This window comes from Streptomyces sp. NPDC058291, assembly GCF_042880855.1.
Lineage (GTDB): Bacteria > Actinomycetota > Actinomycetes > Streptomycetales > Streptomycetaceae > Streptomyces.
The window spans coordinates 1-12,586 of record NZ_JBHVYK010000090.1; the positions used below are offsets into that span (position 1 = coordinate 1).

Sequence of the window (12,586 nt, forward strand, 5' to 3'; positions counted from 1 at the left end):
CGCGGCAAGCGGGCCGTGCCCCGGCGGCACGGCCCGCTCCCGCCGTGCCCGCGCCTCGTGTCGCCCATCGTTACGATCTTCCGTGGGCCCGTTCCCCCGTTCCCCCGTTCCCCCGTTCCCCCGTGCCCCCGTTCCCCGTGGGCTCGTGGACTCGTGGGCTCGTGGGCAGACGGGCAGGAGGGGACTGGGCGCGTGGGCACGCAACGACGTGGGACGTGAGGCGAGCGGTGACGTGGTCGAGCTCGGGGGCGCGGCTGCGTCGTATCCAGCGTCACGTCCGATTTCCGCTAGCAGGGGACTCGGCGTGGGCTGAGACTGGAACCCATGACGGACCAGGAAACCCGCTACGAAGCGGTCCGCAGCAGGGACGCCCGGTTCGACGGCGAGTTCTTCTTCGCCGTCGAGACCACCGGCATCTACTGCCGGCCCAGTTGCCCGGCTGTGACGCCGAAACGTCGCAACGTGCGGTTCTTCGCGACGGCCGCCGCCGCACAGGGCTCCGGGTTCCGGGCCTGCCGGCGGTGCCGTCCGGATGCCGTGCCCGGTTCAGCGGAGTGGAATGCGCGGGCCGACGTCGTCGGCCGGGCGATGCGTCTGATCGGCGACGGAGTCGTCGATCGGGAGGGTGTGGGGGGGCTGGCCGACCGGCTCGGCTACAGCGCTCGTCAGGTGCAGCGACAGCTCACCGCAGAGCTCGGCGCGGGACCGGTCGCCCTCGCCCGCGCGCAGCGCGCGCACACCGCGCGGGTGCTGCTGCAGACGACCGCGCTGCCCGTCACCGAGATCGCATTCGCGGCCGGGTTCGCCAGTGTGCGCCAGTTCAACGACACCGTCCGGGCCGTGTACGCGACGACTCCGACCGGGCTGCGGGCCGCCGTACGCGCGCCGCGTCGAACCGCCACGCCCTCCGCAGGAATCCCGCTGCGGTTGGCCCACCGGGGTCCGTATCAGGCGAGGACGGTCTTCGACCTGCTGCAGCGTGAGGCCGTGGCAGGGGTGGAGGAGGTGAGCGGGCCGACCGGCCGGCGCACCTACCGCCGCACGTTGCGGCTGCCGTACGGCACCGGGATCGTCGCCGTGGACGAGCGAGCGGGCAACCGCGGCCGGGACTCGTCCGTCCATCCGGGCGGGTGGCTCGACGCCCGGCTGCATCTCACCGACCCCCGGGACCTCACCACCGCGGTCCAGCGGTTGCGTCGGCTGTTCGACCTCGACGCCGACCCGTACGCGGTCGACGAGCGGCTCGGCGCCGATCCGCGACTCGCCCCGCTGGTCGCCGCCCGCCCCGGCCTGCGTGCTCCCGGGGCGGCCGACCCGGAGGAGTACGCGGTGCGGGCACTCGTCGGCCGGGTCGGGGCGGAGCGTCTCGTGCACGCTTACGGCAAGGTCCTCGACGCCCCTTGTGGGACTCTCACCCATCTTTTCCCCGAGCCGGCCGTGCTGGCGGGGTCCGAGCCCGACGGCCCGCTGGGCACTCTCGTCGCGGCCCTCGCCGACGGCGCCCTACGACTGGACCCGGGCGTCGACCGGGACGACGCCCAAGCTGCACTGCTGGCCCTGCCCGGCCTGGACGCCGGGACGGTCGCGGCGATCCGCGCCCGCGCCCTCGGCGATCCCGACGCCGCGCCGCCCGACGCGGACGTCCCCGACACCTGGCGCCCCTGGCGCACCTACGCCCTGCACCATCTGCGCGCCGCGGAGGAACGATGACCGACCTGACCCAGCCGCCCCAACCGACCCGACCGACTCAGCCGCAACACACCGAACACACCGAACACCCCACCCCGACCGGCCGGACGGCCCCGGGAATCCAGCCGGACGCGACGACGTACTGGACGAGTGTGCAGAGCCCTCTCGGCCCGCTGCTGCTCACCGCCGACCCCGACGGAGCCCTGACCTCCCTCTCCGTGACCGGGCAGAAGCGCGGGCGGACCGTGCAGGCGGACTGGCGGCACGATCCCGGTCCCTTCCGGGCCGTGCGGGAACAGCTCGACGCCTACTTCGCCGCCGACCTCAAGGAGTTCCGGCTTCCACTGCGCAGCGCCGGCACGGCTTTCCGTGAGCAGGTGTGGGCCGCCCTGGACTCCGTCCCCTACGGCGCGACCATCACGTACGGGGAGGTCGCCGCACGGGTCGGCGCCTCGCGGATGGCCGTACGGGCCGTCGGCGGCGCCATCGGGGCGAACCCGTTGCTGATCGTGCGGGCCTGTCATCGGGTCATCGGCGCCGACGGCTCCCTCACCGGATACGCGGGCGGGCTGGAGCGCAAGGTGCGGCTGCTGACTCTGGAAGGGGTGCTCCCGTCCGCTTCGGTCTGAGCGGCCGAGAACGTCCCGAACCGCGTTCGCGACCGGCCAGCAACTGACTCGCAACCGGTTACTGACCCGCAACCGGTTACTGATCGCAACCGGTTACTGATCGCGACTGTTCACTGATCGCGACCGGGCCCCGTCCGCCATCGTCAGCCCCCGAGCTGCGCCCCCAGCCATGCGCCCGCGATCAGCAGGCAGGTGAACAGTTCGGCCAGTACGCTCCAGCCGCCCGATCGCATCGCTGTCCGCAGTGCCGCCCGGGCCTCGCCGTGGCGGCCCAGGCGGAGGCGTTCGCAGAGGTAGACGCCGCCCATGAAGCCGGGGATCGCGCCGAGCACCGGGAGCAGGAGAAAGCCGAGAAACGCGCCGCACCCCGCGTACACGGCCATCCGGGGGGTCGCGCCGCTCTCGCGTAGTCGGCGAGGGGGAAGGACCCAGCGCACGACCTGGGACAGGAACAGCGTCACTGTCGCGCCTACCAGGACGAACCAGGCGACCGGGCGCGGATCGTCCAACGCCCACCACAGGACCGCGGCCCACACCAGCCACGAACCTGGGACGCCGGGCACCAGCACTCCGCACAGGCCGAGCAGAATGACCAGTCCGACCAGCAGGAGTTCCCACACTCCCATCTGCCCAGAGTGCCCGAGGGAGAGAGAACGCGCAGATCAAGACGTTCAGGACTGCTCTCCGTCTGTCAGTCCGGACGGCCGTCCGGACTGACAGACGGGCGTGGGAACGCTGGTAAACGGCTTCTCCACCGTTCCAGTCTCCGTCGCCCTTACCGTTCCCGGGTCACCCAGCCGCGTTCGTACGCGTGCCAGCCCAGTTGCAGCCGGGTCGTCGCTCCCGTCAGCTCCATCAGCCCCTTCACCCGGCGCTGCACCGTCCGCAGCCCCAGGTCGAGTTGTTTGGCCACGCTCGCGTCGGTCATCCCCGCCAGCAGCAGGGAGAGGATCTCCAGGTCCGCGGCATCGGGGGTGTCCGGTTCCTGCTCGGCGACGCCGGCGGCTCCCGGACGCAAGGGCAGCGCCTCGCGCCACACCGACTCGAACAGCCCCGACAGCAGCTCGAGCAGGCCGCTGGCGTGCACCACCAGCGCGGCGGGCTCCGCCGAGCGGCCGGTCAGCGGCACCAGGGCGAGCGAGCGGTCCGCGACCACGAGTTTCGTCGGCACGGCGTCCACCACCCGCACCTGCTCGTCCCGGGCCAGCGCGGCGCTCAGCTCCCTCATGCCGTCCGGCTGGTCGAGCACGGCCCGCTCCAGTACGACGCGGTAGCGCACCCCGCGGGCCGCGGCCCGCTCCTCGGCGTCGTTCTCGCTGCCGCTGACGGCCACCGGGACCCCTGTGACCAGCGCGCACACCTCGTCGCTCGCCCCGAGCTGGAGCTGCAGGAAGCGCTGGGCGACGGCGGCGGCGCCCGTCACCACCTCGATCAGGTCGTGAACCGCCGGTTCGGCGGCGGCCGCGCGGTACTCCTCGGCGAGCAGGGCGGCCGCCAGCTCCGCCTTGTCCAGCTCATGCCGCTGGTGGGTGAGCAGAGCGCCCAGGGCGACGCCCGGCGGTGCGGCGACCCAGCGTCCGGGCCGCCCCGAGGACTGAGCCGCCAGGCCGTGCCGTTCGAGCCGACGCAGCGCGCGTTCCGTGTCGTGCTCGCCCAGGGTCAGACGGCGGGCGAGATCGGGGACGTTCGCGGCGCCCACCGACACCAGCGCCCGGTACGCGGACTCGTGCGTCTCGTCGAGCCCTATCGCTCCCAGCATGGCGTGCCGTCCCTCCTCAGACGTCCCCTGAATGGCGGGAAACAGCCACGGCGTAAACCCGCCGTGACACATCATCGCCGTATCGCCGGTCACTCTGCCAAGGTGTGGTCACGGCGGGAACATGTGATCACTCACTGATCAGGTCGGTGGGGCGTCCGGAAACGCCGTGCACGCCCGGATCGGCACGGCTGCCACGCAGCGTTTCGAGGTCTGCGAGACGTGACCCGGGCTCTTGACGCGCAGGGGCGCACTGGGGGACTCGAGCCCTGGTCACCCGAGTCGCCGGGCGGTTCTCCCGTGGGGGGTGGAACCGCCCGGCGCCTCTTCCCCGCCGCGCGCCGCACGACCGTCGGCCGCTCCTCGGACACCGCTCGCGAAACTGTTCGACACCCTTGGCGGAGCGCATTTTCCGGATGCCCCGTTTTCCTGCGGCCCGTGCGGTGGACAATCAGGGGCATGAGCCAGCAGGGGGGAAGGCCCACCCGTCACGAGGACGACTGGTGGGGGCAGCTGTACGACGACGACGCCGAGGACACGGGACCCGCGCCCGCCGCCGACTCACTGGACGACCGCTTCGCCTCGGCCGCCGGAACGGTGGTCTCCGCGGGCGGGACCGACGACCTGCGCCCGGGCGACGACGGGACCAGGGCTGCGGCGGGCGTGGGGAATCCGGACGGCAGACCGGACCGTGACAACCCACGGGCCCCCGACAGCGCACCGGACCCTGGCAACGCACCGGACCCTGACCGGGCACGGGACCCTGACAGGGCTCGGGGCCCGTATCACGCAGGGGAACAGTCGGTCAGGCATGGCTCGGGGGGCGGGTGGGGCCCGTCGTCCCCTGGGCGTTACCCGGACGGCGACGCGGCTGACTCGTCGACCAGACGTGACGCCGTGAGCGGTGGGGCGGACGGCCAGGCCGGCTCCCATGCCGTCGATCCCGGCCCAGTGCCGTCGCCGCGCGCCGAACGGCCCGGCGCCGGCGCGCAGGCCGATTGGTGGGCCTCGCCCGGCGTGACGCCGACAGGGCAGCCCCCGTCGTCGAGGGCCGCCGCCGTTCCGCCCCCGAGAAGCACCGATGCCAGGGGGGATCTGGGCTGGGGCGCCCGGCCGGACCCGGCCACGGGCTCCGGCGGCGAGCGCGAGCGGGACGCCTTCGAGCGGTCCGCTGTCCCCAACCCCAACCCCAACCCCAACCCCAATCCGAACCCCAACCCGAACCCCGACCCCAACCGCTACGCAGATGCCGAGGCCGAGGCCGACGCTCCCATCGCGGCGGATCCGGGGCCTCGGCCAGCCGCGGAGGTGGACGCCGGGGCGGCGGTCGCTGACCCGCAGGTGGGCGACGTCAGCCGGCCCGGCGAACCAAGCGAGCCCGCCCGTCCGATCGCCCCTGATCTCGCCGCCCTCACCGACCGCCGGCCCCCACGGCCGCCTCGCGTCCATGCTCCCTGGGCGCCACCGCCGGACGTGCCGTCCGATCGCGCGGACTTTCCGCCCGGCCCGCTGCCGCCGGGGTTCGCCGAGCAGCCGTTCCAGGACGGCGGCGGCCCCGCACCCGACAGGACCGACGACGGTGCGTCGTCGTCGCAGACGGCGCCCCCAGCCTTCGAAACGGGCCCGCCGCGCTTCTCCTCACCTACGACTCCTCCCTCACCCGAGCCGCCCCCTCCACCCACGGCGTCCACCCCGCCCCCTCCACCCACGGCGTCCACCTCGCCCGCGGCGCCGACGACCGCACCGTCCAAGCCCGCTCCCGCTCCCCCTCCCGCGTCGGCCACACGCGCCACACGCGCCACACCCGCCACACCCGCTGCACCCGCTGCACCCGCACTCCCTCCCGAGGTGCCCGTCCCACCCGCCGTACCTCCGGCACCGCCCGCACCCGCCGCGCCTCCCGTGCCCGCCGGGCCGCCGCCTGCGCCCGCGTCGCCGCCCCCACCGGCCCATGCACCGCCGCCCCCGACGGCCCCGACGGTCCACGCCGACGGCCAGGCGCCCTCCTTCGCCCCGGCTGATCCGTCGTCCGCCTCTGCCCGCGACCACGGTTCCGCCCCGGACCACGCCTGCGCTCCGGCCGCCGGCCCCGCCTCATCCGCGGACGGCGTCCTCGCCCCGGCCCCGGCCTCGGACCGTGCCCCGGACCGAGTTTCCGAGCCCGCCCCGCCCGACCACCCGCCCACCGTCCTCGCGTTTCCCGCTCTTCCCGTGGCCAAGGACCACGTCGGTTCCGGGCCGCCCACCTACGACGCCGAGCCCACCGCCCTCCCGCCCGCCGATCCGGACGCCTTGGACGACCTGGTCGCCGACACCGTCCTGGACGGGGCCCGCTACGGAGCCTGGACGCTGCGGGCCGCGTCCGTGCGGGGCGATTCGGCCCGGTACCGGGGGGAGCCGCGCCGTGACTCGCTGCTCACCGCTCGCTTCGGGACGGGCGAGCACGCGCTGATCCTGGTCGCGATGGCGACCGGCGCCCGGGCGACCCCGGGCGCGCATCGGGCGGCCGCCGAGGTGTGCCGGTGGATCGGGCGGGCCGTGGGCCGCAGCCATGTCCGGCTGACCGAGGACATCAGGGCGGCCCGGCGCGGCGACCTGAAGTCGGGGCTGCACCGGCTCACCGACCGCAGCCTCGGCCGGCTCCGCGCCGGCGCCGCGGAACAGGGCCTGGCACCCGAGGAGTACGCGGCCACCCTGCGCTGCCTGCTGCTGCCCGCCGATCCGGACTGCCGCACGCGCGTGTTCTTCGGCGTGGGCGGCGGGGGACTGTTCCGGCTGCGCGGTGGTGTCTGGCGGGACATCGAACCGCCGGTGGGCACGGTCGCCGGTGAGCCGGTGGCCGGGTTCGGATCCCTGCCGGCCGAGACGCCCGAGGGCGACCGGCTCACCATGGACCTGGGCGTCACCACACCGCCGGACCCCCACGACCCGGCGCCCGAACCGCCTCGGGAGCCCTTCCGCTTCCGGGCCTCCATAGCCCGCCCGGGTGACACGCTCCTGATGTGCACCGGCGGGCTGGCCGACCCCCTGCGCGGCGAGCCCGGACTGCCCGCGCATCTCACGGGCCGCTGGTCGGGCACCACCCCGCCCGGCCTGGCCGCCTTCCTCGCCGACACCCAGGTGCGGGTGAAGGGCTACGCCGACGACCGTACGGCCGCGGCCGTCTGGGAGGCGTGAACGCGCCGCCGCGGCCACTGTGGAGGGATCGACCCGAGGAAACCGAAGGGATGCGTCGATCCATGGCCAAGCAGAACGTCGCCGAACAGTTCGTGGACATCGTCGTCCGCGCGGGAGTGCAGCGCCTCTACGGCGTCGTGGGGGACAGCCTCAACCCGGTCGTGGACGCGGTGCGACGCCACCGCGGCATCGAGTGGATCCACGTCCGCCACGAGGAGACGGCCGCCTTCGCGGCGGGCGCGGAGGCCCAGATCACCGGGAGACTCGCCGCCTGCGCGGGTTCGTGCGGGCCCGGCAACCTCCACCTCATCAACGGCCTCTACGACGCCCACCGCTCCATGGCTCCGGTACTCGCCCTGGCCTCGCACATCCCCTCCAGCGAGATCGGCCTGGGCTACTTCCAGGAAACCCATCCGGATCAGTTGTTCCGCGAGTGCAGTCACTACAGCGAGCTGGTCTCCACTCCGCAGCAGATGCCGCGGTTGCTGCACACCGCGATCCAGAACGCGGTCGGCCGCGGCGGCGTCAGCGTCGTGTCGCTGCCCGGGGACGTCGCCGGTCAGCCCGCGCCGGAGAAAGCCGTCGAAACCGCTCTCGTAACCGCCCGTCCCAGCGTCCGACCCGGTGACGCCGAGATCGACGCGCTGGTCGAGATGATCGACGCGGCCGGCAAGGTCACTCTGTTCTGCGGCAGTGGAACGGCCGGCGCGCACGCCGAAGTGATGGCGCTCGCCGGGAAGATCAAGTCCCCGGTGGGGCACGCGTTGCGCGGAAAGGAATGGATTCAGTACGACAATCCGTACGACGTCGGGATGAGCGGTCTCCTCGGGTACGGCGCCGCCTACGAGGCCACCCACGAGTGTGATCTGCTGATCCTTCTCGGAACCGATTTCCCCTACAGCGCCTTCCTCCCCGACGACGTGAAGATCGCCCAGATCGACGTGCGGCCCGAACACCTGGGCCGGCGCTCGAAGCTGGACCTCGCCGTATGGGGCGACGTCCGCGAGACCCTGCGTTGTCTCATCCCGCGCGTGCGGACCAAGGACAACCGGCGCTTCCTCGACCGGATGCTGAAGAAGCATGCCGACGCGCTGGAGGGGGTCGTGAAGGCGTACACGCGGAAAGTCGACAAACACGTTCCCATCCACCCGGAGTACGTGGCATCCGTCCTCGACGAAATCGCGGACGATGACGCCGTTTTCACCGTGGACACCGGCATGTGCAACGTCTGGGCCGCGCGGTACCTGACGCCCAACGGCCGCCGTCGCGTCATCGGCTCCTTCTCCCACGGCTCCATGGCGAACGCGCTGCCCATGGCCGTCGGCGCCCAGTTCACCGACCGCCGCCGCCAGGTCGTGTCGATGTCCGGCGACGGCGGCTTCTCCATGCTGATGGGCGACTTCCTGACCCTCGTCCAGTACGACCTGCCGGTAAAGGTCGTACTGTTCAACAACTCCTCCCTCGGCATGGTGGAGTTGGAGATGCTGGTCGCCGGTCTGCCCTCGCACGGCACCAGCAACAAGAACCCCGACTTCGCCGCGGTCGCGCGTGCCTGCGGCGCCCATGGTGTACGCGTCGAGAAGCCCAAGCAACTGGCCGGCGCGTTGAAGGACGCCTTCCGGCACAAGGGGCCGGCCCTGGTCGACGTCGTCACCGATCCCAACGCCCTCTCCATCCCGCCCAGGGTCAGTGCCGACATGGTCACCGGATTCGCCCTGTCCGCCTCGAAGATCGTCCTCGACGGCGGAGTAGGACGCATGTTGCAGATGGCCCGCTCCAACCTGCGCAACATGCCCCGGCTCTAAAGGACGACCGGCCGCACCGTGACCACACTCAGTCGGCCAGTCGGCCAGTCGGCCAGTCGGCCGGTCGGCCAGTCGACGAGTCGATCAGTCGGTCATCGGTACCCAGTGGCGTTCTCCGCTTTCCGAGCTGTACCAGTAACGCGGCAGTCCCTTGATGCTGGTGGTGTGGAAGGGGCGGCCGTGGTCGTCGACGCGGACCGTGCCGGTACGGCCTTCGGAGGCCCAGTCGAGTTCGAGGTACCAGTTGCAGTCGCAGTTCTCCGTCCGTGCCGTGACCAGCAGCACCTCTGGGTCCTTGCTGGACACGAGGTAGGGCAGGCTCACCGCCGGGATCGGCGTGCCCGCGTCGTTGCCCGCGACCGAGCGCGCGGTGGGAAGGTCCTCGTCGAGGTCGACCGCGAAGTAACGCTTGGTCAGTGAGCCGCCGCAGCCCAGATCCATCGCGTACACGGTGCCGGGCGCCGGCGCCGCACGTCCGACGACCCGCACTCGCAACGCCGTCAGCGTGACGGCCGTCGACCTGCGCCCCTGAACCGCGATCTCGACGTTCGTCTCCCGCCCGTGCACCGCGCCCTGCGCCGACGCCCAGGACCCGGCGTCCTGCGCCACCGGGGGCGGCGGAACCTGCGCCGGTGGCTTGTCGATGACGTAGTCATGACCGCACCCCATAGCCCATACCTGTGAGTCGGCGGTCCAGGTGAGCGGTACGCCTGTGAAGGGAGCTGATGCGGCCCCGCCGCCGGTCGGAGCGGCCTGCGCCACGGGCGTCGTTCCGCCGTGGCTGGGAGAGGGAGGGGGAGAGGGTGAGAGGGAGGGGGCCGCGGGCTTGGCGGAGGCGGCCGTGCTCGGGATGGGTGTCGAGGAGGGGCCGGGGGAGGCCGGGGGAGAGGGGGTGGTGGGAGATGCGGCGGATCGGGCCGCGTCGTCCCGCTTCGAGGGGTGGTCGTCGCCGGGCAGTCCGGACAACACGACCAAGGCGGTGAGGAGCGCGCAGGCGATACTCATGAGGGCGGTGATGCGGCGTCGACGGTACCGGGGGCCCGGCGGTGCTTGCTTCGAAATCGGTTTCTTAGTTGCCGTGACCGCCGAAGCAGCGGCTGTCGGGTCTGCCGACGCCCCGGCTGCACCAGGGGCTTCGGCCACTGCGGGTGTTTCCGAGGCTTGCTGCGTCCCCGGCGTCCCCGGCGTCCCCGGCGTCCCCGGCGTTTCTGTCGGTTCTGTTGTTTCCGTCGCTAACCAGGCCGTTGCTGTGTCCGATGACGCTGCGGTTTCTGCCGCTTCCGCTGTCTCTACCGTTTCTGCCTTTTCCGCGGTTCTCTCGGCTTCCCCTGTTCCCGCCACTCCAGCAGTCGCTGCTGTTACCGCTTGCTCCATGGTTTCCCTGGCTGGCGTGCTCCGCGGTGGCTGTCGTGCCGCGATTGCTCGTAGCCACCGTCGGTGCAGTTCGAGGCGTTCCTCGGGCGTCGCCCCGCAGAGCTCCGCGAGCCGTTCGGCCGGAGCGAATTCTTGTGGAACCGCTTCCCCGGCGCAGTAGCGGTGCACGGTCGAGGTGCTCATGCCCAGGCGGCGCGCAAGGGCGCCGTAGCTGTGCTCGGTACGCCCCTTCAGCTCCGTCAGCAGCGCCGCGAACTCCGTCACATGGCTCACACAGTCGTCGGTCGACACAGGTCCCCCGGGCTCGTCCGGCCCGGGCGGTCATCCCAGGCACTCGTATATCTGCACGTCAGGTGGCCTGGGATGGTTCCACCGCGGCCGATCGGTCGAAGACCGTTGCCATGGGCCGGGTGAACCGCCGATGCTCTTGGTGTCGCCCCGACCAGGGCCGGACCGACCGACCGGCCTTGTGGCGACGCCCCACCTCTACGCATTCACTCCACAGTCACACAGTCACACCCACGGGGGACAGCCATGCCCAAGCTCACCCGAGCCGCCACGCTGACCATGCTCAGCGGACTCACCACGCTCACCGCCCTCACGGGTGCCGACTCCGCGTTCGGCGCCGGGCTCGCCCCGCCGGCGGGCGTCGCGGCCTCGCAGCGGCCGGGCTTCCTCTCGGCCGCGGACCTTCCCACGTACCCCGGTTCCTCCTGGACGGCAGGAAAGATCGCCGACGGCGCCTCGCCCGACGTGAAGATGGACCGCTGCCTCGCCAAGGCGCTGGGCGACGGCTCGAACTCCTGGCACCGGGACTTCCGCACCGATCTCGACGCGAGCGCCCGTCAGGTCAGCGTCCAGTCGTCGAGCGTCAGCGCGGCGAAGGGCCGGTACACGCGGATCAACCAGGACATCAAGTCCTGCGCCGGGCGGATCGAGCAAGCCGACCCGGAGGCCGAGGCCACCCTCAGGGACTACGGGCGGCTCGACGTCGAAGAGGGCGCCCACGTCTATGGCCTGCACACCGAGACGTCCTCGGGTGCGACCGACATCCGGCTCCTCTCCGTCGGCCGGGACGGCACGAGGGTGACGGTCGTCGACTGGGGCCAGATGGGTGACTTCGGCGACGCCCCGGTGAAGGCGTTCAAGAAGACGACCGTCACCGCCGTCGACAAGCTTCGCTGACGATCCGGCGCACACGGCCGAACCGGGCGCGCCCCGCACAACTCGCACAAACCCGCGCGCCCCGCAGGACCCGCGCGGCTGCGATGCGCGCGGTCCGCACGATCCGTGCCGTCCGTGCGACCCGCGGGCCGCAGTGAAAAGCCGGAGCCGTCGCCTCTCCCGCCACGGGGGTCGGGAGAGGCGACGAGCTCGCACGACGGCACCGATATCCCACCGCCACCGCCACCGCCACCGCCACGGCCACCGCCACAGCCATCGCCACCGCAACGGCCACCGCCATCGCCACCGCGTCACCACCGCAAGACCGCAGACCAGCACACACGACCACATGAGAGACACGGGGAACACGCACATGACGAACGACGACGCCACCAACGAGACCGGCATGACCAGCACGACCAGCACAGCAGGCACCACCGGCAAGAGCACCGCTCGCCTGCGCACCCGACGCACCGCTGTCGCCGCCGGCCTCGCGCTGGCCCTCGGGCTCGGCGTGACGGCACAGGCGTCCGCGGGCGGTCCGCGCAGCGTCAGCGGTAAGCCGTCGGACGACATCACCCGCGTCGCCGACTTCTACGGCGCTTACATCGACGCGGTGACCGACGAGGACGGTGGCCCGCTCGCGGACGCGCTGCGCGAGCACTACCTCACCCCGGCCTTCCAGAAGGAGCTGAACGCCTGGGAGGAGGCGAACCACGCCAACGGTGTTCTGCAGGCCCAGAACGTCCCGCTGGCCTGGAAGGTCACCGACAACGGCGCCGCCGACCACACGGAGGCCGTCGTCACCCTCACCTGGAGCAGGAACCAGACCACCAAGCTCATCGTCGACGTGACCCGCGGCAGCCACAAGATCTTCCACATCGGAACCAAGGGCGTCGAGGGCAGCTGAAGGCTCCCGCCAGGCTCGCGCCTACCGCCGGGTTCCGGCCAATCTGGCGAACTGCGGTGACCGGGACGCAGGCGGCCCGCGG

Annotated in this window: 9 protein-coding genes and 1 pseudogene; 6 read left to right on the top strand and 4 right to left on the bottom strand. The window is 72.4% G+C overall.

From position 1 onward, the window contains the following. Positions 1–324: 324 nt before the first annotated feature. Together ACFVYK_RS31695 and ACFVYK_RS31700 are read left to right on the top strand one after the other, a co-directional pair. Positions 325–1,710 carry a bifunctional transcriptional activator/DNA repair enzyme AdaA gene (locus tag ACFVYK_RS31695; RefSeq protein WP_389779941.1) on the top strand — a complete coding sequence of 462 codons (1,386 nt, stop codon included), beginning with the start codon at positions 325–327 and terminating at the stop codon, positions 1,708–1,710. Further along, on the top strand, positions 1,707–2,318 hold the full coding sequence (locus tag ACFVYK_RS31700; RefSeq protein WP_389779943.1) for a methylated-DNA--[protein]-cysteine S-methyltransferase: 612 nt from the start codon (positions 1,707–1,709) through the stop codon (positions 2,316–2,318). The genes ACFVYK_RS31695 and ACFVYK_RS31700 overlap by 4 nt, the downstream gene beginning before the upstream one ends. A 143-nt stretch (positions 2,319–2,461) precedes the next feature. On the opposite strand, the gene ACFVYK_RS31705 is transcribed toward ACFVYK_RS31700, so the two are convergent. Together ACFVYK_RS31705 and ACFVYK_RS31710 are read right to left on the bottom strand one after the other, a co-directional pair. Next, positions 2,462–2,944, bottom strand: a complete 483-nt coding sequence (locus tag ACFVYK_RS31705) for a DUF456 domain-containing protein (protein ID WP_389779944.1) — start codon at positions 2,942–2,944, stop codon at positions 2,462–2,464. Positions 2,945–3,093: 149 nt separating this feature from the next. Further along, entirely contained in the window at positions 3,094–4,077 is a 984-nt protein-coding gene (locus tag ACFVYK_RS31710; protein WP_389779945.1) for a helix-turn-helix domain-containing protein, read from the bottom strand. A gap of 2,208 nt (positions 4,078–6,285) precedes the next feature. Between ACFVYK_RS31710 and ACFVYK_RS31715 the strand changes: the two genes are divergently transcribed. Then, on the top strand, positions 6,286–7,251 hold the full coding sequence (locus ACFVYK_RS31715) for a protein phosphatase 2C domain-containing protein (RefSeq protein ID WP_389779946.1): 966 nt from the start codon (positions 6,286–6,288) through the stop codon (positions 7,249–7,251). Positions 7,252–7,313: 62 nt separating this feature from the next. Continuing rightward, complete coding sequence (locus ACFVYK_RS31720) at positions 7,314–9,056, top strand: pyruvate dehydrogenase (protein WP_389779948.1); 1,743 nt, start codon at positions 7,314–7,316, stop codon at positions 9,054–9,056. An 84-nt stretch (positions 9,057–9,140) separates the two neighbouring features. On the opposite strand, the gene ACFVYK_RS31725 is transcribed toward ACFVYK_RS31720, so the two are convergent. Both ACFVYK_RS31725 and ACFVYK_RS31730 read right to left on the bottom strand, forming a co-directional pair. After that, positions 9,141–9,725, bottom strand: coding sequence for a hypothetical protein (locus ACFVYK_RS31725; RefSeq protein ID WP_389779981.1), 585 nt, complete (start codon positions 9,723–9,725; stop codon positions 9,141–9,143). A 783-nt stretch (positions 9,726–10,508) separates the two neighbouring features. Continuing rightward, positions 10,509–10,721, bottom strand: a pseudogene (locus ACFVYK_RS31730) (helix-turn-helix domain-containing protein); the annotation flags it as partial. Positions 10,722–10,964: 243 nt separating this feature from the next. Between ACFVYK_RS31730 and ACFVYK_RS31735 the strand changes: the two are divergent. Further along, a complete protein-coding gene (locus ACFVYK_RS31735) occupies positions 10,965–11,615 on the top strand; it encodes a hypothetical protein (protein ID WP_389779950.1) in 651 nt (216 codons plus the stop codon). Between the two features lie 385 nt (positions 11,616–12,000). Continuing rightward, on the top strand, positions 12,001–12,504 hold the full coding sequence (locus tag ACFVYK_RS31740; RefSeq protein ID WP_389779979.1) for a hypothetical protein: 504 nt from the start codon (positions 12,001–12,003) through the stop codon (positions 12,502–12,504). Positions 12,505–12,586 lie beyond the last annotated feature (82 nt).

Coding starts and splice junctions, on each gene's coding strand:
- ACFVYK_RS31695 (WP_389779941.1), top strand. CDS start 325: ATGACGGACCAGGAAACCCGCTACGAAGCGGTCCGCAGCAGGGACGCC.
- ACFVYK_RS31700 (WP_389779943.1), top strand. CDS start 1,707: ATGACCGACCTGACCCAGCCGCCCCAACCGACCCGACCGACTCAGCCG.
- ACFVYK_RS31705 (WP_389779944.1), bottom strand. CDS start 2,944: ATGGGAGTGTGGGAACTCCTGCTGGTCGGACTGGTCATTCTGCTCGGC.
- ACFVYK_RS31710 (WP_389779945.1), bottom strand. CDS start 4,077: ATGCTGGGAGCGATAGGGCTCGACGAGACGCACGAGTCCGCGTACCGG.
- ACFVYK_RS31720 (WP_389779948.1), top strand. CDS start 7,314: ATGGCCAAGCAGAACGTCGCCGAACAGTTCGTGGACATCGTCGTCCGC.
- ACFVYK_RS31725 (WP_389779981.1), bottom strand. CDS start 9,725: ATGGGGTGCGGTCATGACTACGTCATCGACAAGCCACCGGCGCAGGTT.
- ACFVYK_RS31735 (WP_389779950.1), top strand. CDS start 10,965: ATGCCCAAGCTCACCCGAGCCGCCACGCTGACCATGCTCAGCGGACTC.
- ACFVYK_RS31740 (WP_389779979.1), top strand. CDS start 12,001: ATGACCAGCACGACCAGCACAGCAGGCACCACCGGCAAGAGCACCGCT.